Raw genomic sequence first — 20,601 nt, forward strand, 5'->3', positions numbered from 1 at the left:
GTATTGATGTCCACACCGATGAGACGCGCGTTCTTCCGCGCGAAAGCAGCGACCGTGCGCGCGAAAGCGGGTTCGTTCCACCGCGAGCTCCTGGCGAACGAGCGCCTCTCGCCGGACGAGTTCGCTCAGATGCAGAACGGGCTCGCACGCGACATCGCGGCGTTCGCCATGAAGTCCTCGCCGTTCTACGGCCGGCACTACGGCGAGCTCGGCATCCGCCCGAACTCCCTGATCGATCCGGAGGCGTGGGCGGCGCTGCCGATCCTCGATCGCGCCACGGTGAAACAGCACGCGGCGGAGTTCCGCACCGCCGAGGCGACGGACGCCAACGCTCGTCCGGCGCTGACCGGGGGGAGCACCGGGGAACCGCTGGCCACGTTCCACGACGCCCGGGTGCCGTCGCTCGCGCTGAGCTGGCGGATGTACTCCTGGTGGGGAGTGGAGCCGTCCGACGACCTCGCCCGTGTGGGTCGCTGGAACTTTGGCCGCCTGGCGACCCTCAAGAACGACGTGGCCTGGTGGCCGACCAAGCAGGTCTATCTCGACGCCGGTCTCATCTCGGCGCAGACCATGGAGACGTTCCATCGCCAGCTCACGGCGACCCGACCGCGCCTGATCGAGGGCTACGTGGGAGCGATGCTGGAGTTCGCCGACTTCCTGGAACGCCGAAAGCTGACCGTCCCCGCACCGACGGCGATCGCGACGACGGCTGCGCCGCTCACGGCATCCGTCCGCGCTCGTCTCGAGTCCGTCTTCGGCGCGCCCGTCTACGACGAGTACCGCGGTTCCGAGTTCGGGTGGATCGCCGGCGAATGCGGCCACCGCGACGGGCTCCACGTGTTCGCGGATGTCCGACGTGTCGAGGTGGTGGATGAAGACGGCGCTCCCGCGGCCCCGGGCCAGCTGGGCGACCTCGTCATCACAGATCTCCGCAATCGCGTGTTCCCCATGATCCGGTATCGCACGGGCGACAAGGGCATCCTCCGAGAGGAACCCTGCCGCTGCGGCCGCGCCCTTCCGCTCATGGAGCAGCCGCAGGGTCGGACGACGGACCTGATCCGTCTGCCCAGCGGGACCGTGCTCGCGCATCGCCTCATGGGGATGTTCGCCGCGCACCCGGAAGCAGTCCGGCTCTTCCAGATCCATCAGCTCTCCGACTACTCGATCATCATCCGCGTCGTCGTCGGCGACGGTGCGCAGGCGCGGGATCAGATCGAGAGCGCGGTCACCTCGCTGCGCGAGCGGATCGCGAACGAGGTGCCGGTGACCGTCGAGTACGTCGACGCGCTGCCCTACACGGGCGGCAAGACGAAGTACGTCATCAGCGACGTGCCGACCACGACGTGACTCCGGCGGCGGTCGCGCCCGGGTCTCGGTGCGTGACCGCCGCTGTCATGCCCGGGACAGCAGCCCCTGCACGAGCGCCGCGACCATGATCTGCGTCGTGAAGTTGCGCTCCACCTCGATCCGTCCGTTCCGCCCGAGCTCGGCCGCACGTTCCGGGTCGTCGAGCAGCCGCAGCACGGCGCCCGCGAGTGCCTCCGCGTCCCCGGGCGGCACGAGGTGTCCGGTCCGCCCCTCGCTCACGTACTGCGCCATGCCGGGCGTATCGGAGACGACGACCGGACGGGCTGTCGCGAGTGCTTCCAGAGCCACCGTCATGCCCGAGGCGTGCAGGTTCGGTCTGGTCGGGACGACGATGACGCTGGCGGTCGCATAGAGATCTCGGAGCTCCGCATGCGGCATGTGCCGGACCACCCGCACCCCCTTGGGCGGCACGAGGTCTGAAGCGGTCTGCACCACGACCTCCGTGTCCGGTCGCGCAGCCAGCACCCGCGCGAGCGCCGCGTAGAGCGTCACCGGATCGCGGTCACGATCGTTGCCGACGCTGACGATCCGCGGCTGCGTCGGAGAAGGGCGTGCGCCGAAGAATTCGCTGTCGATGCCGAACGGGATCGCGAACACCCGCGGACCACGGGTCCCCAGCAGGTCCCGGAGCGGGTCGACCTGTGCTTCGCTGAGCACCCACGCGGACTCCGCACCGCTCAGCATCGAGAGCAGGCGCGGCGGTGTGGACCCGGCCCGCGCCATGTCTGTGAGCCAGATCACGCCGGTGGCGAATCGCGCGCGGGGACGCAGGACCTGCAGGCGATAGGCGGTGTTCTCGTCCCAGGACACCGCCAGCCCCTCGACAGGGCGGGGCCCGATGCCCAGCCGCGCTCGCACACGAGGAACTCGACCGGGCGGCGGGAGATCGATCACCTTCACGGCCGCATGATCACGCAGCGCGTCCAGTCCGTACGGCCACACGCTCGGCACCTCGCCCCTGGCATGGCTCTGCGCCCAGGCCGGCGCCGACTGTTCGGCGCGATGAGCCCAGGTGAGAGACAGCGAGGCCCCATCCTCGGATTCCACGAGCCAACTATGGACCCCCGGCTCGATTCCTGACAAGGGTCGATTTCCGCAGGGCAGCTGCTCGGCTCAGCCCGCGGCCGTCACAGCATCCGCCCACCATGCGGCGATGCGACCCGCTAGAGTCGAGCGTACGACTGTGGGGGTCGTCGGACGGCAGGGGATGGCCGTCCCTTCTGTGACGCCACCATGGACATCGACGTTTTCACGAGGGGGATCATGAAGGGCATCATTCTGGCGGGCGGTTCGGGCACGCGACTGCATCCGATCACGCTGGGGGTCTCGAAGCAGCTGATCCCGGTCTACGACAAGCCGATGGTCTACTACCCGCTGTCGACGCTGATGCTCGCCGGGATCCGCGACATCCTCGTCATCACCACCCCGCACGACGCCGCCCACTTCGAACGACTCCTCGGAGACGGCTCGCAGTTCGGGATCTCGCTGACGTTCGCGCAGCAGCAGTCGCCGGACGGACTCGCGCAGGCGTTCACGATCGGTGCCGACTTCATCGGCGACGACAGCGTGGCGCTCGTCCTCGGCGACAACCTGCTCTACGGCCCGGGCCTCGGCACGCAGCTCAAGCGCTTCGCCGACATCGACGGCGGCGCGGTCTTCGCCTACTGGGTGGCCGAGCCGGAGGCGTACGGCGTCGTGGCGTTCGACGACGCCGGCCAGGCGATCTCGCTCGAGGAGAAGCCCAAGCAACCGCAGAGCAACTACGCGGTGCCCGGACTGTACTTCTACGACAACGACGTGATCGCCATCGCTCGCGACCTCGCGCCGAGCGCGCGCGGCGAGTACGAGATCACCGACGTCAACCGCGAGTACCTCGAGCGCGGCAAGCTCCAGGTCGAGGTGCTGCCCCGCGGCACCGCATGGCTCGACACCGGGACGTTCGATCAGATGACGGATGCCGCCGACTACGTGCGCACGATGGAGCGCCGCACCGGCATGAAGATCGGTGTGCCCGAAGAGGTCGCCTGGCGCCAGGGCTTCCTCGACGACGACGAACTGCGGGTACGAGCCGAGGCGCTCGTGAAGTCGGGCTACGGCTCCTACCTGCTCGAACTCCTGGAACGAGGAAAGCGATGACCCGGCTGCTCGTGACCGGCGGCGCCGGTTTCATCGGATCGAACTTCGTGCACCATGTCGTGGCGCACACCGACGCGCACGTGACCGTGCTCGACAAGCTGACCTACGCGGGCAACCGCGCGTCGCTCGCCGGGCTCCCCGCCGACCGGGTCGAACTCGTCGAGGGCGACATCGCCGATGCCGAGCTCGTCGACGCGCTCTTCGCGAAGACCGACGCGGTCGTGCACTACGCGGCGGAGTCGCACAACGACAACTCGCTGCACGACCCGCGGCCCTTCCTCGACACCAACATCATCGGCACGTACACGCTGCTCGAGGCCGCGCGCCGGCACGAGCGCCGCTTCCACCACATCTCGACCGACGAGGTGTACGGCGACCTGGAGCTCGACGACCCGCAGCGCTTCACCGAGAACACCCCGTACAACCCTTCGTCACCGTACTCGTCGACCAAGGCGGGCAGCGACCTGCTGGTGCGCGCCTGGGTGCGGTCGTTCGGAGTGCAGGCGACGATCTCGAACTGCTCGAACAACTACGGCCCGTACCAGCACGTCGAGAAGTTCATCCCGCGTCAGATCACCAACGTGCTGCGCGGCATCCGTCCGAAGCTCTACGGCGCCGGTCAGAACGTGCGCGACTGGATCCACGCCGACGATCACTCGTCGGCCGTGCTCACGATCCTCGACAAGGGCGAGATCGGCGAGACCTACCTCATCGGCGCCGACGGCGAGAAGGACAACAAGTCCGTCGTCGAGCTCATCCTCACGCAGATGGGGCAGCCGGCGGACGCCTACGACCACGTGACCGATCGCGCCGGTCACGACCTGCGCTATGCGATCGACTCCACGAAGCTCCGCACCGAGCTGGGCTGGGCGCCGCAGTTCTCCGACTTCGAGTCGGGCCTCGCCTCGACCATCGACTGGTACCGGGAGAATGAGGACTGGTGGGCGCCGGCGAAGGACGCGACCGAGTCGTTCTACGCGGCGAAGGGTCAGTGATGACGGAGTTCGGCAAGGCGCTCACGGTCACCGAGACGCCGATCCCCGGCCTGCTCGTCGTGGACCTGCCCGTGCACGGGGATTCTCGCGGATGGTTCAAGGAGAACTGGCAGCGCGAGAAGATGGTCGCCGCCGGGCTCCCGGACTTCGGTCCGGTGCAGAACAACATCTCCTTCAACGATGCGGTCGGCACCACGCGCGGCATCCATGCGGAGCCCTGGGACAAGTGGGTCTCGGTCGCGACCGGGAAGATCTTCGGCGCCTGGGTCGATCTTCGCGCGGGCGACACGTTCGGCACGGTCTTCACGACGGAGATCGACCCGTCGCGCGCGATCCTGGTGCCCCGCGGCGTCGGCAACTCGTATCAGACCCTCGAGGCGGACACCGCCTACACCTACCTCGTCAACGACCACTGGTCGCCCGACGCCGAGTACTCGTTCCTGAACCTCGCGGACGAGACCGCGGCGATCGCGTGGCCGATCCCGCTCGCCGACGTCGAGGTCTCGGCCAAGGACCTCGCGCACCCGCGCCTCGCCGACGTGACGCCGATCGGACCGAAGAAGATCCTCGTCCTCGGCGGCGCCGGCCAGCTCGGACTCGCGCTGCGCGCAGCTCTCGGTGACGCCGAGCACGTGGAGTACACGACGCGGGAGACGCTCGATCTGCGGGCCGACGACCTGGCCACGGCGCGACGCTGGCGCGACTACCGCGCGATCATCAACGCCGCCGCCTACACCGCGGTCGATCTCGCCGAGACCGACGACGGACGCGGCGACGCCTGGTCGTCGAACGTCACCGGCGTGACCGCATTGGCGCGCATCGCCACCGAGAACGGCATCACCCTCGTGCACGTCTCCAGCGACTACGTGTTCGACGGCACGAAGTCGAGCGCGTACACCGAGACCGACCCGGTGCGACCGCTCGGGGTCTACGGGCAGACGAAGGCGGCCGGCGACGCGGTCGCCGCCACGGTTCCGCGGCACTACATCGTCCGCACATCGTGGGTCATCGGCGAGGGGCGCAACTTCGTGCGCACGATGGCATCGCTCGCCGAGCGGGGCATCTCTCCTCGGGTCGTCGGCGACCAGATCGGGCGCCTGACCTTCACCGAAGATCTGGCCTCGGCGATCCTGCACCTGCTGTCGACCGCTGCGCCCTCCGGCGTCTACAACGTGACCGGTGCGGGAGAGCCGCGGTCGTGGGCCGACATCGCGCGCGCCGTGTACCGCCTGACCGGGCACGACCCGTCCGCCGTGACGGACGTGACCACGACGGAGTACTTCGCCGATCAGACGGGCCCCATCGCCCCGCGCCCGCTCAACAGCGTGCTGGACCTCGACCGCATCCAGGCGACGGGATGGACGCCGCGGGACGCGGACGCCGCCCTCGAGGCGTACCTCGCCGCGAGCAGCTAGAGCTCACCCGGCTTCATCGCCTCGGCATCGATCGCGCGGATGACCCGCAGGGCGGCCGTATCCGTCGGCGGCTCGGCCCCCGCGGCATCGCCCTTGCGCCGCCGCTGCGGCGCGTAGACGACGAGCGAGTGGAACAGGAACCGGGCGAAGAACGCGACGATCAGCGAGAGCGCCGTCGCGAGCACGCTCGAGATGTGCCAGGACTCGACCATGAGCGCCATCACCGGGATCCGCAGCGCGGCCTCGACGTTGTTGAACGCGAAGGAGCTGGCGAAGCGGATGCCGAGGGCGCGGGCATCCGTGCGCATGTCGGCGAACACGAACCGCTCCTGCAGCAGGAAGTTGCCGATTATCGTGACCTCGGCCCCGATGATGGCCGCCCAGACGTACGGCACACCCGCGGCGGTGAGCGCCCACATGATGCCGAGGTTCGCGGCCGCGCCGATCACGCCGATGAGCGCGAACAGCGACATCTTCCCGAAGCGCAGGCGGGCGAGGTGCGCGATGAAGGTCGCCCCCTGGCGCAGACTCGCCTTGGACGTGCCGTGCCGGCGCTCGCCGAACTCCATCGGCACCTCGGCGATGCGCAGATCATTGCGCGCGAGGATCTCGAGGAGGATCTTGAAGCCCTGCGGCTGGAGCGCCGACAGGTCGAGCTGACGGCGGTCGACGAGGAAGAAGCCGGTCATCGGGTCGGTGCTGCGCGCGAGGCGGATGGGGAACATCGCCCTGGTCAGCCACGTCGCCACGCGGGAGACACCGAAGCGCACGGCCGTGCCGAGCCCGCTCGTGTCGCCTCCGCCGATGTAGCGGGACGCGGCGACGAGGTCGGTGTCACCCTGCGCGAACCGCTCCAGCAGGATGGGAAGGAGCTCGGGCGGATGCTGCAGATCGCCGTCCATGACGATGCAGACATCCGATGCCGCGGCCTCGAGTCCGACGGCTACGGCCCCGCCGAGTCCGCCTCTGTTGTCGGTGCGGTGGATGACCCGCACGGGAATCGGGGCGTCGACCGCGACCCGTTCGACCTCGGCGGCGGTGTCGTCGGTGCTGTCGTCGACGAACAGCACCTCGGCGTCCCATCCGGCGAGCGCGGCGGCGGTGCGGGCGACGAGTTCCGCGACGTTCTCACGTTCGTTGAACGTCGGCACGATGACCGTGACCGGTGTCCCCACGTCAGCCCCCTGTTCCGCGCACGCACCGCGTGCGGCCTCCATCGTTCCATGGGTTGCTGTGGGGAACGAAACCCAGATCTGCTAGACTGTCGAACTGCGGCTGTGGGAGTCGCGAAGCGGATGGGGATCCGTTTACTGGGGAATTACTGATCTGGGGAGATCATGGGGACGCGTATCGGCTACGCCGTTGGTGCTTTCGACCTGTTTCACGTCGGGCATCTGAATCTACTTCGTCACGCCAAGCAGCACTGCGACATTCTGATCGCAGGCGTCGTCAGCGACGAGATGCTGCGTCAGGTGAAGGGCATCGAGCCCGTCATCCCGACCGCGGAGCGTGCGGAGATCGTGAAGCACATCTCGTTCGTCGACGACGTCTACGTCGAGACGACGCCGTCGAAGATGGACTCGTGGCGCGACGTGCAGTTCACGCACTTCTTCAAGGGCGATGACTGGCGCGGAACCGACAAGGGGCTGCGCCTGGAGAGCGAGTTCGCCGAGGTCGGGGTCGAGGTCGTCTACTTCCCGTACACGGCGCACACGTCGAGCTCGTCGCTGCGCCGCGCGCTCGACGCGATCACCGCCGGCGCGAGCGCGCCCGCCCTCGCCGCAAGTCGCTGACACCCGGGGCACATCCCCGGATCGCTCAGTTCGCGACGCCGAGCAGGCTGCGCGCCATCCGCGCGACGTGCGGCGGCGTGTGCGGCCCGAGCCAGACCGTCCACTGCGACGGCGGCTCGGAGCAGGTCCACTCGACGCACCAGGAATGCACGGCATTGGCCAGCCGCTCGCCACGTGTGTGCGCACGGATGCCGTCACCGCGCACCAGCCAGCGCACCGACACCCCCTCGGGCACGTCGATGTGACGGAACTGGATACGCGCCGCGGCTTCGAGGAGGATCACGCCCTGCGCGTCCCACGGCAGCCGCGCCGCGATGCTCGCGATGAGGCCGGCATCGGCCGCGTCGCCGGCGATGAGCACGGCACCTTCGATGTCGTCCCAGTCGGGATCCTGCAGGTGCTCGCATGCGCTGCTCATGGCTTCGAGTATAGGTAAGGGTACCCTTACTCACAAGGGATGGTCCGTGATCGGCGCGGCTCTAGCGGTCGGCAAAGGCGCTCGTCAACGCCTTTGCACGACGATGCCGCGCAGAGCACCCTCGGAGTGTGGACAGATCTGAGATGCCGCACCGACGGCGCATTCGACGCCCCGTGTCTTTCCTCGCCGGGGTCGCCGTCGTCGCGCTGCTCTCCGGGTGCGGGCTCACCGTTCCCACCGACCCCGACGGCACCCTGGACTCCGTGACGGGCGGAGTGCTCCGCGTCGGCACGTCCCCGGATGGCGAGCTGGTGGAGGTGAGCGGCGACAGCCCCTCCGGCGCGATCGTCGACCTCGTGGATCGCTTCGCCGACAGCATCGACGCCGAGACCGACTGGACCGTCGCGTCCGAGGAGACGCTGGTGAAAGAGCTCGAGGCGGGAGAGCTCGACCTCATCGCCGGCGGCATCACCCCCGACACCCCCTGGGTCGACAAGGCCGGCGTCACGCGAGGCTATCGCGGGATCGAGGGCGCCGAGGGTCGCGAACTCGTGATGCTGGTGCCGCTCGGCGAGAACGCCTTCCTGTCGACCCTGGAGACCTTCCTCGACGAGGAGGTCGGCGGATGACCGAGACCCGGCAGTTCGGCCGCACCACCCTGCCCGCCGAGCAGGCGCGCGCGATTCGTCGCGCGGTCAAGTGGGAGATCTTCACGATCGTCTACACCTCCATCACGATCGCCGTGATCGCCCTCGTGGTCGGTGAGTCGCAAGCCATGCGGACAGCCTGGATCGAGGACATGCTCTCCCTGATCCCGCAGTTCGCCTTTCTGACGGCGCTGATCTTCGTGCGCCGCCGCCCCACGAAGAAGCACCCATACGGTCTGCACCGGGCGATGGGCGTCGGGCATCTCGTCGCCGGAGTGGCGCTGCTCGCCGTGGGCCTGAACCTCGCCGTCGAGGCCGTGACCGGCCTGATCGCGGCCGAGCATCCCACGATCGGCACCGTGCAGCTGTTCGGGCAGACGATCTGGCTCGGATGGCTCATGGTGAGCGTCATGGTGGTCGTGATCATCGGGCCCGTGTTCTTCTACGGCCCCGCGAAGTCCAAGCTCGCTCCCGTGCTGCACAACAAGCTGCTGTACGCCGACGCGGACATGGCGAAGGCGGACTGGCAGACCACGGTGGCGTCGGTCGTCGGCGTGCTCGGCATCGGCGTCGGCGCGTGGTGGCTGGACGGCGCGGCAGCCCTGTTCATCTCCCTCGGCATCATCTGGGACGGCTTCCGCAACACCAGGACGGCCGTGGTGGACCTCATGGATCAGCGCGCCCGCACCTACGACAGCAAGCACCCGCATCCGCTCGCCGCCGACATCGTGTCGTACCTGCGGAGTCGGCCCTGGGTCGCGCAGGCCGGCGTCCGGATGCGCGATCAGGGTCAGGTCTTCCACATCGAGGCGTTCGTCGTGCCCCATCGGCGAAAGGTGCCACTGGACGACCTCACCGCCGCTGCGGAGGGGATCGCCGACATCGACTGGAAGATGCAGGACGTGGTCGTGATCCCCGTGGAGCATCTGCCCGAAGAAGTGGACAGGGGTCGATGAGTCACCCGGGCCCGGATCAGGAGGACGCGCTCTTCCCGGGCTTCGCCACGACGTCGATCACGACGGACGCCGCGGAGATCTTCGTGCGGCACGGGGGCTCCGGCCCGCCGGTGGTGCTGCTGCACGGGCATCCGCGAACCTCGGCCACCTGGCATCGCGTCGCCCCGCTGCTCGTGGATCGCGGCTTCCATGTCATCTGCCCGGACCTTCGCGGCTACGGCCGATCCCGCGGACCGGCACCCACCGCCGATCACACCGCGCATTCCAAGCGGGCCGTCGCCACGGACATCGTCGAGGTCGCGCGACAGCTCGGCCATGACCACTTCCACCTCGCCGGGCATGACAGGGGAAGCTACGTCGCTCTGCGTCTCGCCCTGGATCACCCGCAGGTCGTGGACCGCCTCGCCGTCATGGACTGCATCCCGATCAGCGAACACCTCCGACGTGTGGACGCGACGTTCGCGATGAGCTGGTGGCACTGGTTCTTCTTCGCCCAACCGGACATCCCGGAACACGTGATCGGCGCCGACCCCGGCGCCTGGTATTCACCCAAGGCCGACCCGGCGACCATGGGAGAGGCGAACCATGCCGAACTCATGACGGCGGTGCAGGACCCGCGAGTCGTCCGCGCGATGCTCGAGGACTACCGCGCCGGCCTCACCGTCGACCGCGACCACGAGGAAGCCGACCGCACCGCCGGTCGCCGCGTCCAGGCATCGACCCTCGTGCTGTGGTCGAAGCGAGACGACCTCGAAGCCCTCTACGGCGACCCGCTCCAGATCTGGAGCGACTGGGCCACGGAACCCGTCGGCTTCGCCATCGACAGCGGACATCACATGGCGGAGGAGGCTGCTCCGGCCGTCGCTGCAGCGCTCGGACGATTCTTCGGCTGAGCCCCCCCCTCGCGAGACCCCGGCCCGCTCTCAGCGCCACCCCATCCCGGCGGCCGTAGGCTGGAAGCATGACTTCTGCTGCCTCCGACACCATCACGATGTTCGGCGCCGACTGGTGCCGCGACTGCATCCGCACCAAGAAGCAGCTCGATGCGCTCGGTGTCGAGTACACCTACATCGACCTCGTCGCCGAGCCCGCCGCCGCGGACCTCGCGAAGGAGATCTCCGGTCGCACGAACATCCCGGTCGTCGTGTACCCCGACGCCTCGCACCACGTCGAGCCGTCGAACGCCGACGTCGAGTCGAAGCTGCGCGAGCTCGCACTGATCTGAGCGCCCCTCATCGCGCCGCTACACTGGCGCGATGAGCACTGAGGCTCGGCCCGAACGAGCATCCGTCCGCCTCTCCCCGCGCACGATCGTGCTGTACGCGATCGGGTCGCTGGGGACCGGCGGCTACGCCACCCTGCCCGGGCTGGTGCTGACGTACTTCCTCACCGACAACCTCGGTGTCGCCGCGCTGGCGGCCGGACTCATCGTCACCGCCGCGAAGATCTGGGACGTCCTGATCGACCCTCTGATCGGCGCGGCTTCCGACCGTCAGCTCGCCCGCACCGGATCCCGTCGGGGCTTCATGGTGACCGGCGCTCTGGCCCTCCCCCTGTTCTTCGCGCTCACGTTCGCCGTGCCGCCGTCCTGGGGCCCGGTCGCCGGGGCGATCAGCGTGCTGCTTGCCTTCCTTGCGACCGCGACGGCGTTCAGCCTCTTCCAGGTGCCGTACGTGGCTCTGCCCGCCGAGCTGACCGGCGACTACGACGAGCGCACCCGTCTGCTCGGCTGGCGCGTGGTCGTGCTCACTGCGGCGATCCTGCTGTTCGGTGCCGGCGGCCCCGCGCTGCGCAATGCCGGCGACGACCCCGTCATGGGGTACCTCCTGATGGGCATCGCCTCGGGCATCGTGATCGGGATCGGAATGCTGATCGCCGCCCGGACGGCGTCCATCGCCGCGCGGCGCACCGAAGCGGCACCGGCCGCCGCGATCGCCGGCTCGACGTGGCGCGATCAGTACATGTCGGGTTTCCGGGCGTTGCGCCGCAGCCAGCCGTTCCGCGCCCTGCTGGGCACGTTCGTGCTGCAGGCGCTCGCCACGGGGACGATGCTCGCCGGCGCGCAGTACGTCGCGACGTGGGTGCTGCGCAGCGAGGACGCCGTGACGTTCGTGTTCGTCGCCCTCGTCGGACCCGCGCTCCTCGCGACACCGGCCTGGACCGTCATCGCGAGGCGCGTCGGCAAGGAGCGGGCGTTCGCGATGGCCAGCATCCTGTTCACCGCCGCCGCGGCGACCCTCGTGTTCGCGGTCTGGGCGCCCGGCGCTTGGATCTACGCCTCGGTCGCGGTCGCCGGCATCGCCTACGCCGGGCTCCAGTCGCTGCCCATGGCGATGCTGCCCGACGTGATCTCCCACGACGAGCGCACCACCGGGCCGGGACAGGCCGGCACGTTCACCGGCATCTGGACCGCGGGCGAGACCGTCGGCTTCGCACTCGGCGCCACCGTGGTGTCGCTGACGCTCGCCGCGACCGGCTATATCTCGACCGTCGCGGGCACCACGGTCGAGCAGCCGGAGGCCGCGATCACGGGCATCGTGCTCAGCTTCAGCATCCTGCCCGCCGTGCTGATGGCTGCGAGCCTGCTGACGCTCCGGCGCTACCGCCTGCGTCGCGCCGACATCGAGGCCGTCGGAACCTCCGACGCCTAAGCTGGGATCCCGTCCGAAGGAGACGCCGATGACTTCTGCGAGCACAGCCCCCGCCCCTGCATCCGCCTCGAAGAGCACGCCGACGAGCCAGCCCGCGTCGCTCAGCGAGGGCGAGCGGGAACGCCTCGACACCGCGGTCGACGACCTCCAGGCCGGATCGCGCACCTGGTCCGCCCTCACCGTCGCCCAGCGGGTCACCCTGCTGCGCGCGGTGCGCACGAGCGTCGCCGCCACGGCCGAGGACTGGGCGAACACCGCCGCCGCCTCCAAGGGGCTCGACGGGAAGCACCCGTTGCGCGGCGAGGAGTGGTTGAGCGGGCCGTACAGCGTGCTCGGCGCCCTCGACGCTTATATCGAAACGCTCTCCCGCCTGGCGAAGGGCATGAACCCGCTCGACGGCATCACGATCGACCGCGCCCCGGGCGGGCGCACGCGTGTGCACGCCTTCCCCCTGACCGGCATCGACCGGTTCCTGCTGTCCGGCTTCACCGGCGAGGTCTGGCTCGAGCCCGGCATCACCCCGAACGCCGCGCGCGCCGGTGCCGGCCTCGCGCAGCGCACCCCCACCGAGCCGGGCGGCGTCGGACTCGTGCTCGGTGCGGGCAACGTGACATCCATCCCGGTCCTCGACGTGCTGTACGAACTGCTCGCCCACAACCGCACCGCCCTGCTGAAGGTGAACCCCACGCAGGACGCCCTGGTGCCGGTGTACAAGCGCGCGCTGGCGCCCCTCATCGAGCCGGGACTGCTGCGCATCGTCCGCGGCGGCCCGGCGGTCGGCGCGTACCTCACCGCCCATCCCGGTCTCGTGCACGTGCACATCACCGGCTCGGCGGCGACGTTCGACACGATCGTCTGGGGGCCGTCGAAGGGCGATGGAGCTGCCGCGACGAAGCGCCGCCGCCGCGAGAACCGCCCGCAGCTGAAGAAGCCGATCACGGCCGAACTCGGCGGGGTCTCCCCCATCATCGTGGTGCCCGGCGCCTGGACGGATGCCGACCTCACCTACCAGGCCGAGCACATCGCGACCATGCGCCTGCAGAACTCCGGCCACAACTGCATCGCCGGGCAGGTCGTCATCATGTCGTCGGATTGGGACCAGGCCGATGCGTTCCGCGCCGCGCTGCGCCGTGCGTACGCCAATGCCCCCGAGCGGCCCATCTGGTACCCGGGGTCGCCCTCGCGGATGGACCTCGCGACCGATGCCTACCCCGACGCGCTCGTGCTGGGAGACCGACTGCTCGTCGAGATCGACGCCGACGACGATGCCGCCGCGCTCGAGACGACCGAGTACTTCGCGCCGGTGCTGGGCGTGGTCACGGTCCCCGGTACGGGCCAGGAGTTCCTGGACGCCGCCGTCGCCCACGCGAACGACAAGCTCCAGGGCACGCTCGGCGCGAACCTGCTGATCGATCCGGCGACCGAGAAGTCACTCGGCGCCGGCTTCGAGCGCGCGATCACGGCTCTGCACTACGGCTCGATCGCGATCAACGGATGGACCGCCTTCGGCTTCATCACCCCGACCCTCACCTGGGGCGCCTTCCCGGGCGGCACCATCGACGACGTCGGCAGCGGCATCGGCGTGGTGCACAACGCGCTGCTGCTCGACGGGGTGGAGCGCTCCGTGCTCCGCGGACCCTTCCGCCCGTTCCCGAGGTGGATCGCTGGGTCCCTGAGCTTGTCGAAGGGCGGCGGCGGACGCCTCACGATCCTGCCGAAGCCGCCGTGGTTCGTCTCGGCCCGCACGGGAGCGGCCGTGAGCGAGGGGCTGACCCGCCACCGTGCGAACGGCGGCGTCGTGGGACTCCTGAAGACGCTGACGAAGGCACTGCAGGCCTGAGGCCGAGACTCAACGGGCGGCGCGGGCGAAGCGGTCGGTCGCGGCGCGCAGCGCCTTCTGGGTGCCGGGCTCGGTGGCCGCGTGACCCGCATCGTCGACCACGACGAACTCGGCCTCCGGCCAAGCGCGGTGCAGGTCCCACGCGGTCATCATCGGCGTCGCGACATCGTGCCGCCCCTGGACGATGACGGTCGGAATGTGGCGGATGACGTCGACCCCGGCGATCAGCTGCCCCTCCTCCCACCAGCCGCGGTGGACGAAGAAGTGGTTCTCGATGCGGGCGAACGCGGTCGCCTTCTCGGGGTCGGACATCGCCGCGATCTGCGCGGCATCCGGGGTCAGCGTCACGGTCGCCGCCTCCCAGCTCGACCAGGCGACGGCAGCCGGTACGTGCACGGCGGGATCCGGGTCGAACAGTCGCCGGTGGTACGCCTCGATCATGTGCGAACGCTCGAGCACCGGGATCGGCGCGAGGAAACTCTCCCAGAGGTCGGGGAACAGCGCGGCGGCGCCGCCCTCGTAGAACCACTCCAGCTCGGCGCGGCGCAGGGTGAAGATCCCGCGGAGCACGAGCTCGGTCACGGCATCCGGGTGCGCCTGCGCATACGCCAGCGCGAGGGCGCTCCCCCATGACCCGCCGAACACCTGCCAGCTGTCGATGCCGAGGTTCTTGCGCAGCAGCTCGATGTCGGCGATCAGGTGCGCGGTCGTGATGTACCGGAAGTCCGCGTCGGGCGCGCTCGCGTGCGGCGTGCTGCGTCCGCAGCCGCGCTGGTCGAACAGCACGATGCGATAGACCTCGGGGTCGAAGAATCGGCGCTGCCAGGGCGAGGTGCCGCTGCCGGGCCCGCCGTGGAGGAACACCACCGGCTTGCCCTCGGGGTTGCCGCTGACCTCCCAGTAGACACGGTGGCCGTCGCCGACGAGCAGTTCCCCGGTCTCGTGCGGTTCGATCGGTGGATACAGTGCATCCGTCGTCTTCTTCTTCATCGGTCCCCCAACCGGTCGTGCTGACTCCTTCGTCAACGGTAGCGGTTCGCGTGCGGCACTACGGGTCGAGCTGATCGGCTGGCAGCGTCAGCACCTGCTCGCAGACGCCGAGTCCGTTCTGATAACCCTCGGCGAACCAGCGCTGCCGCTGCTCGCTGGAGCCGTGCGTCCAGCTCTCCGGGTTCGAGAAGCCGGACTGCTCCTGGATGTGGTCGTCGCCCACCGCGAACGCCGCGTTCAGCGCATCGACGCGCTGCTTCTCCGTGGTCGGCTGGAGGTACGGGACGCCCTTCTTGTCCTTCTCCTCCGAGATCCGTCCGATCCAGGCACCCGCGTAGCAGTCGGCCTGCAGTTCCGTGCGGACGCCGTTGCTTCCGGGACCGGTGCCGTTGTTCGGGTAGTCGTCCATGACCCCGGTGATCCACTGGATGTGGTGGCCCCACTCGTGCCCGACGATGTAGAGCTGGGCGAGTTCGCCAGCGGATGCGCCGAACTGCTCCTGCATCAGCTGGAAGAATGTCGGGTCGATGTAGACCGTCTCGTCGCCCGGGCAGAAGAACGGCCCGACCGCGTTGGATGCCGTGCCGCAGGCGGTGTTCGTCGCACCGTCGACCACGATGAATCCGGGCTTGCGGTACCCCTCGACCTCGTCGGCCCAGAACTCGTCGAGCACGAGCTGCGCACCCGCCATGCGGCAGTCGACGTCGGCGTTCGCCTGCGCGCCGGTGTCGCAGTTCTCGATGACCGATCCCCCGGCCGGCTCGTCGCCTCCGCTCGGTGCCCCGCCGCCGATCAGTCCGGTCAGATCGATGCCGAGCAGCGGTCCGGCGATGAGCGCGATGATGCCGAGCACGCCCACGCCCACGCCGCCCGCGATGGCTCCGTTGCGGCCGCGGCGACGCGTGGTGTTGCCCGAGATGTCGGCGTCGGGATTGAAGGTCATGCGTCGAGGGTACTCCGCGCGGAGCTCGCCGAACGGTCGTAGGCTCGGAGCATGACGACCACGATCACCATCACCGGCGCGGGCGGACAGATCGGCTACGCACTCCTGTTCCGCATCGCGGCGGGCGACCTGCTCGGACCGGATGAGAAGGTGCGGCTGCGGCTGCTGGAGATCCCGCAGGGACTCGGCGCCGCGGAGGGTGCGGCGCTCGAGCTGCAGGACGGCGCATTCGGGCTGCTCGAGCACGTCGAGGTGACGGATGATGCCGCCGTGGGCTTCGACGGAACCGACCTCGCGCTGCTCGTGGGCGCCCGCCCGCGCGGCCCCGGCATGGAGCGCGCCGACCTGCTCGCAGCCAACGCCGGCATCTTCGGCCCGCAGGGCGCGGCGATCGCGGCGAACGCAGCATCCGGCGTGCGCGTCACGGTCGTCGGCAACCCCGCCAACACCAACGCCCTGATCGCGTCCGCGGCCGCCGATGGCGTACCCGCCGAGAGGTTCACCGCACTGACCCGGCTCGATGAGAACCGGGCTCGTGCCCAGCTGGCGCAGACGCTCGGCGTTCCCGTGCACACCGTGCGCCGGGTGCCCATCTGGGGGAACCACTCGGCCACGCAGTTCCCCGACATCTCGCACGCGACCGTCGGCGGGAAGCCGGTCGCAGAGGCACTCGAGCAGATCGTCGGCGACGTGCCGGCCTGGCTCGAGACGACCTTCATCCCGCGGGTCGCCAAGCGCGGGGCGGAGATCATCGAGGTGCGCGGATCGTCGTCGGTGGCCTCCGCGGCGAGCGCGACGATCGACCATGTCCGCGACTGGGTGCTCGGCACCGACGAATGGACCTCGGCGGGCGTCGTATCGCACGGCGAGTACGGCGTGCCGGAGGGCCTCATCTCGTCGTTCCCCGTGCGCTCCGTGGATGGGGAGTGGCAGATCGTCGAAGGCCTCGAGCTGAGCGACTGGGCGCGGGCGCGGGTGGATGCGTCCGTTGCCGAACTGATCCAGGAGCGCGAGACGGTTCAGGCACTCGGCCTGTTGTGAATCGGGTCACCGCGGCACTCTGCGACAGGGCAGAATGGATGCCGGAGGTGCGCGATGAGCGAGACGATTGATCCCACGAAGACGGCCACGTCGGTCGAGGAGGCTCTCACGAGTCCCCTGCACCTGCCGCACGACGCCGCGACCTGCCCGAAGTGCTTCACCGAGCTGCAGCAGAACCGCAACTTCTGGACCGCACGCCCCGACGGCTCGCGTCTGGTCGGTCTGGTGGTCGCGCGCGAGGGGATGCCCACGGTCGTCGAGCAGCGTGACGACCTCACCCGCTTCGGTGTGCCGATCGAAGGCTTCCGTCACCCGGCGCCCGACATCCTGGAGAGCTGGAACGACCGCCTCGCGCGTCTCATCTCCACGCTGAAGCACGGCGACGTGCTGGTCGTCGTGAACATCAAGGCTCTGGGTCGCGACGCGGATGAGGGCGCGCGCACGGTCGCCGAGCTGCGGCGTCACGGCATCATCGTGAAGGTCCTCGGCCACGACGCCCGCCACCTCGCCGACGCAGCGGCGCGCTGACGCCGGCCCCGCGCGCAGACGCTACGGCGTCGTGGTGGGCTTCGGCGTCGGGCCGAAGGCCGGCTCACCCGGCGTCACACCGAAGAACAGCGGATCGCTCGGAGACTCCTCGCGCGGAAGATATCCTTCCGAGAGGTTGGCATCGCCGAACAGCTGGTCGCCCAGCTCGTAGCGATCTCCCGGCCAGCACCTGGTCGTCGCCGTGACCGACACGGAACCGTTCGCGATGAACGTCACCATCAGCAACGAGAAGTCACCCTGCTTGCGCACGATCACGTCGGTCGACTTCGACTCGCCAGATCCGAGTTCCTGGCCCTCGACGTCGTAGCCCGCGTCGGTGAGGTGTTCCCGCACGGACTCGCTCAGTGCCGGATGCTCGGCCGGATCCACCTCGGTCGATCGGGCGAGGTCGAACTTGTACGAGCCGTCCGGGCAGCCGGCCCCCGACGGCTGCATCCCGAAGGTACCGACCTCCGCCGACCACGGACCGTCGAAGATCAGCGCCTGCACGTCATTCGTCACGCCCCGGTAGTCGAGGTAGTGCTGCTCGGCCTGAGCTACCAGCTCATCGCCTGTGGGCGTCGCCATGCCGTCTCCTTCGTTCGCGCATCCGGCGAGGGCGAGCGCCAACACCGCCGTCGCCGCAATGGTCTGCCAGCGTTTCTTCATCCGTGCTCCCCCGCCTGCCTCGACGTCGCCCTACTCATCACAGCGGTTCGCCGTTGGCCACGATATTGGCAATGTTACGGAAGGATTCCGAGTCTCTCGCGAGGTAGCCGTTGTCTTCTTCCCACCAGCCCCAGACACTGTTGCCGCCATCATGGGACGCGTGACCCGGGGTCCCGAGTCCGTTCTCGGTTCCGCCATCGAGCCTCGGCACCGTTCCGCCGTCGCTCTCGAAGCTGATCGCTCCCGGCAGCTCCTCGGGGTTGGTGCCGTGCCCGAACGAGCTGTGTTCACCGTAGCGGGCGACCAGATCACCAGGGGCGCGCGACGCGTAGATCTGCGTCCCGGAGTAGTCCATCGGGTCATCGCCGGTCCAGTTCTGGTGGTAGCCGTCCGGCACACCCGCTGAGCCCACCGCGATCAGGTTGTCGACGCCGAGGTTGTCGGGTGATCCACCCACCGCGAGGAACGCCGTCGTGCTGCCGTACGAGTGACCGATGACCGAGGTGGTGACGCTCGACGACACTTCGTTGTCGAGCCCTCTCAGCGTCGCGCTGAGCGTCGCGGCGCCTTCCGTGGCGCTGCCCATCGTGTGCTCCGTGAGGAGGTTCGGCGAGTCGTAGCCGTACCAGGCGATGGTCGCCGAGCGCACCCCGGCGTCGTTTCCGTAGTCGTCGGCGTAGCCGTTGAGGTTACGTGCGCTCTCCCCCCAGGCTTCGAGATCCTCCAGGCTCGAGAACATCCCTCCGACGAGCACGTTGACGTTCGTGATCCCTTCCATCGGATCGATCGGATTCCCGTTCTCGTCCGTGATGCTCACGCCGTACATGACCGCCGCAGTGGCCTGCGGCTGCTCGAAGGGGTTGAACATGAGCAGCTGACCGTCGAAGTCGGTCAACTCGAGGCCGAGCGTGGCGAACTGCGTGTCGAGCGGTTCGCCGTAGGGACCCGCGTCGATCACCTTGTCGCATGCCGCCTTGTTGGCGATCATGCGGTCGAGGTACGGAACGCCCTCGAGGTTCCCGATGAACCCGGGGTGCGTCCGGTGGAGCGCGTCCCGCTGCGCATCGGTGAGGCTGTCCCAGATCTCCGTCACCGCGGCCGGGCTGTCGGCGTTGGCCAGCGCGTCGATCGCCGAGAGGGTCGACTCGCTGAGGGTCGTGCCGTCCGAGCGCACGAGCGCGGCGACCGCTGCGCCGTACGCCTCATCCCACAGGGAGTACGCGGCCTCCCAGCTCTCCCAGAGACCTTCGAGGGCGCTGCGGGTGGAGGCGAGGACGCTCTCCGCATCGGTCACGTCCTGCTCCGCCGTCGCCCGCGTGCGCGCATCGTCGTCGGGGGTGCACAGCTGCTGCTGCGATTCGGCCGTGTCGAGGTTCGTGACCGCCGCCTCGTTCGCGGCATGCGCCGCCTCGATGTCGTCGATGAGGTCGTTCGCGGCCTTGGCATGCGTGGCGACGGCCTCGCCGTAGGCGCGAACGACGTCGGCGATGCGTCCGAGAGTGGCGATGGTCGGGGTCATCCGACTCGCGAGGGCACCGGACTCGCTCTGCACGAGAGTGATGCTCTGCCCTCTGCCCTCCAGCCCGCCGTCGATGTTGCGCAGCACGATCTTCGCGTCGCCACCCGCGTCGCGAAGCGTGCCGATATCGGCGTGGATGCCTTCGAGCTGGCCGCTGTCGTACTCGATCTTCTCGAGCGTCCACCCGCGGTTAGGAGAGGTCAGAGACATAGTCCGCATCCCATCCGCTACCCAGCGACACGTCGAGGTCTTCGAACGACGCGTTGATGGTGGTCAGGCGGTCGGTGATCCCGATGCCGGCGAGGTGCTGTGCCCGGGCCTCGAGCATCGCCTGCCCGAGCGCGTTCTCGAGCATCACCCGCAGCCCGGTGCGCCCGACCGGGTTTCCCACCCCGGTGTCACGCGCGGCGACGTCGTTCGCGTACGTGACATAGTCGCCGACCGATTGGCCGATCTGCAGGATCGCGCCCTCCAGCGCCTGCTTGTCGATCTCGACGTCTGACATGGCCACCCCCCGGTTCTGCCCTGATCAGCATATCGGGGGCCCTCCGGATCACCGATGGGGAGAACTGCCCATCGGACGGGCACGAGAAAGGGGCCGACGGCGAACCGTCGACCCCTCCCGAAAACCGTCTGTGTGTCAGCTGCCGGCGAGCTGCTGGTCCAGGTCCTGGATCGCACGCATCATGCCC

The 20,601-nt window shown here is 69.2% G+C and carries 21 protein-coding genes; 13 read left to right on the forward strand and 8 right to left on the reverse strand.

Annotation, left to right across the window (positions count from 1 at the left end; genetic code table 11):
- The first annotated feature begins 6 nt into the window (after positions 1-6).
- Complete coding sequence (locus DW298_RS02820; protein WP_136040986.1) at positions 7-1,347, forward strand: phenylacetate--CoA ligase family protein; 1,341 nt, start codon at positions 7-9, stop codon at positions 1,345-1,347.
- Between the two features lie 45 nt (positions 1,348-1,392).
- On the opposite strand, the gene DW298_RS02825 is transcribed toward DW298_RS02820, so the two are convergent.
- Complete coding sequence (locus tag DW298_RS02825) at positions 1,393-2,415, reverse strand: glycosyltransferase family 4 protein (RefSeq protein ID WP_136040987.1); 1,023 nt, start codon at positions 2,413-2,415, stop codon at positions 1,393-1,395.
- Positions 2,416-2,631: 216 nt separating this feature from the next.
- Here DW298_RS02825 and rfbA point away from each other — a divergent pair, with 216 nt between their 5' ends.
- The 3 genes from rfbA to DW298_RS02840 are packed head-to-tail and all read left to right on the forward strand — an operon-like array spanning position 2,632 to position 5,914.
- Positions 2,632-3,504 carry a glucose-1-phosphate thymidylyltransferase RfbA gene (gene rfbA, locus DW298_RS02830; RefSeq protein WP_136040988.1) on the forward strand — a complete coding sequence of 291 codons (873 nt, stop codon included), beginning with the start codon at positions 2,632-2,634 and terminating at the stop codon, positions 3,502-3,504.
- A complete protein-coding gene (gene rfbB, locus DW298_RS02835) occupies positions 3,501-4,499 on the forward strand; it encodes a dTDP-glucose 4,6-dehydratase (protein WP_136040989.1) in 999 nt (332 codons plus the stop codon). Before rfbA ends, rfbB begins: the two co-directional genes overlap by 4 nt.
- On the forward strand, positions 4,499-5,914 hold the full coding sequence (locus DW298_RS02840) for a bifunctional dTDP-4-dehydrorhamnose 3,5-epimerase family protein/NAD(P)-dependent oxidoreductase (RefSeq protein WP_136040990.1): 1,416 nt from the start codon (positions 4,499-4,501) through the stop codon (positions 5,912-5,914). Before rfbB ends, DW298_RS02840 begins: the two co-directional genes overlap by 1 nt.
- Here the strand turns inward: DW298_RS02840 and DW298_RS02845 are convergent.
- A complete protein-coding gene (locus tag DW298_RS02845; RefSeq protein ID WP_136040991.1) occupies positions 5,911-7,131 on the reverse strand; it encodes a glycosyltransferase in 1,221 nt (406 codons plus the stop codon). The two genes, DW298_RS02840 and DW298_RS02845, sit on opposite strands and share 4 nt — an antisense overlap.
- A 120-nt stretch (positions 7,132-7,251) precedes the next feature.
- On the opposite strand from DW298_RS02845, the gene DW298_RS02850 reads away from it, so the two are divergent.
- Positions 7,252-7,707, forward strand: a complete 456-nt coding sequence (locus DW298_RS02850; RefSeq protein WP_136040992.1) for an adenylyltransferase/cytidyltransferase family protein — start codon at positions 7,252-7,254, stop codon at positions 7,705-7,707.
- Positions 7,708-7,732: 25 nt separating this feature from the next.
- On the opposite strand, the gene DW298_RS02855 is transcribed toward DW298_RS02850, so the two are convergent.
- Complete coding sequence (locus DW298_RS02855; RefSeq protein ID WP_136040993.1) at positions 7,733-8,125, reverse strand: SIP domain-containing protein; 393 nt, start codon at positions 8,123-8,125, stop codon at positions 7,733-7,735.
- 128 nt (positions 8,126-8,253) lie between these two features.
- On the opposite strand from DW298_RS02855, the gene DW298_RS02860 reads away from it, so the two are divergent.
- From DW298_RS02860 to DW298_RS02885, 6 genes are all read left to right on the forward strand, one after another.
- Positions 8,254-8,754, forward strand: a complete 501-nt coding sequence (locus DW298_RS02860; protein WP_342589064.1) for a hypothetical protein — start codon at positions 8,254-8,256, stop codon at positions 8,752-8,754.
- On the forward strand, positions 8,751-9,728 hold the full coding sequence (locus DW298_RS02865; protein WP_136040994.1) for a cation transporter: 978 nt from the start codon (positions 8,751-8,753) through the stop codon (positions 9,726-9,728). The genes DW298_RS02860 and DW298_RS02865 overlap by 4 nt, the downstream gene beginning before the upstream one ends.
- On the forward strand, positions 9,725-10,621 hold the full coding sequence (locus tag DW298_RS02870) for an alpha/beta hydrolase (RefSeq protein WP_136040995.1): 897 nt from the start codon (positions 9,725-9,727) through the stop codon (positions 10,619-10,621). The genes DW298_RS02865 and DW298_RS02870 overlap by 4 nt, the downstream gene beginning before the upstream one ends.
- Positions 10,622-10,689: 68 nt before the next feature.
- Entirely contained in the window at positions 10,690-10,953 is a 264-nt protein-coding gene (locus tag DW298_RS02875; protein WP_136040996.1) for a glutaredoxin domain-containing protein, read from the forward strand.
- A gap of 31 nt (positions 10,954-10,984) precedes the next feature.
- Positions 10,985-12,379, forward strand: coding sequence for an MFS transporter (locus DW298_RS02880; protein ID WP_240744997.1), 1,395 nt, complete (start codon positions 10,985-10,987; stop codon positions 12,377-12,379).
- Between the two features lie 28 nt (positions 12,380-12,407).
- A complete protein-coding gene (locus DW298_RS02885) occupies positions 12,408-14,219 on the forward strand; it encodes an aldehyde dehydrogenase family protein (RefSeq protein WP_136040997.1) in 1,812 nt (603 codons plus the stop codon).
- Between the two features lie 9 nt (positions 14,220-14,228).
- Here the strand turns inward: DW298_RS02885 and pip are convergent, their stop codons facing one another.
- Entirely contained in the window at positions 14,229-15,209 is a 981-nt protein-coding gene (gene pip, locus DW298_RS02890; protein WP_136040998.1) for a prolyl aminopeptidase, read from the reverse strand.
- Between the two features lie 58 nt (positions 15,210-15,267).
- Positions 15,268-16,152, reverse strand: a complete 885-nt coding sequence (locus DW298_RS02895) for a neutral zinc metallopeptidase (RefSeq protein WP_136040999.1) — start codon at positions 16,150-16,152, stop codon at positions 15,268-15,270.
- A 51-nt stretch (positions 16,153-16,203) separates the two neighbouring features.
- Here DW298_RS02895 and DW298_RS02900 point away from each other — a divergent pair, with 51 nt between their 5' ends.
- Together DW298_RS02900 and DW298_RS02905 are read left to right on the forward strand one after the other, a co-directional pair.
- Positions 16,204-17,193 carry a malate dehydrogenase gene (locus DW298_RS02900; protein WP_136041000.1) on the forward strand — a complete coding sequence of 330 codons (990 nt, stop codon included), beginning with the start codon at positions 16,204-16,206 and terminating at the stop codon, positions 17,191-17,193.
- 54 nt (positions 17,194-17,247) lie between these two features.
- Positions 17,248-17,721 carry a recombinase family protein gene (locus DW298_RS02905; RefSeq protein ID WP_136041001.1) on the forward strand — a complete coding sequence of 158 codons (474 nt, stop codon included), beginning with the start codon at positions 17,248-17,250 and terminating at the stop codon, positions 17,719-17,721.
- Between the two features lie 21 nt (positions 17,722-17,742).
- Here DW298_RS02905 and DW298_RS02910 read toward each other — a convergent pair whose 3' ends face one another.
- From DW298_RS02910 to DW298_RS02920, 3 genes are read right to left on the reverse strand one after another with little or no spacing between them, the layout of a single operon-like run.
- A complete protein-coding gene (locus DW298_RS02910) occupies positions 17,743-18,390 on the reverse strand; it encodes a hypothetical protein (RefSeq protein ID WP_136041002.1) in 648 nt (215 codons plus the stop codon).
- 37 nt (positions 18,391-18,427) lie between these two features.
- Positions 18,428-20,119, reverse strand: coding sequence for an alpha/beta hydrolase (locus tag DW298_RS02915; protein ID WP_168429441.1), 1,692 nt, complete (start codon positions 20,117-20,119; stop codon positions 18,428-18,430).
- A complete protein-coding gene (locus DW298_RS02920; protein ID WP_136041004.1) occupies positions 20,100-20,420 on the reverse strand; it encodes a hypothetical protein in 321 nt (106 codons plus the stop codon). Before DW298_RS02920 ends, DW298_RS02915 begins: the two co-directional genes overlap by 20 nt.
- Between the last annotated feature and the right edge of the window lie 181 nt (positions 20,421-20,601).

It is taken from the genome of Microbacterium sp. A20 (assembly GCF_004794515.1).
Lineage (GTDB): Bacteria > Actinomycetota > Actinomycetes > Actinomycetales > Microbacteriaceae > Microbacterium.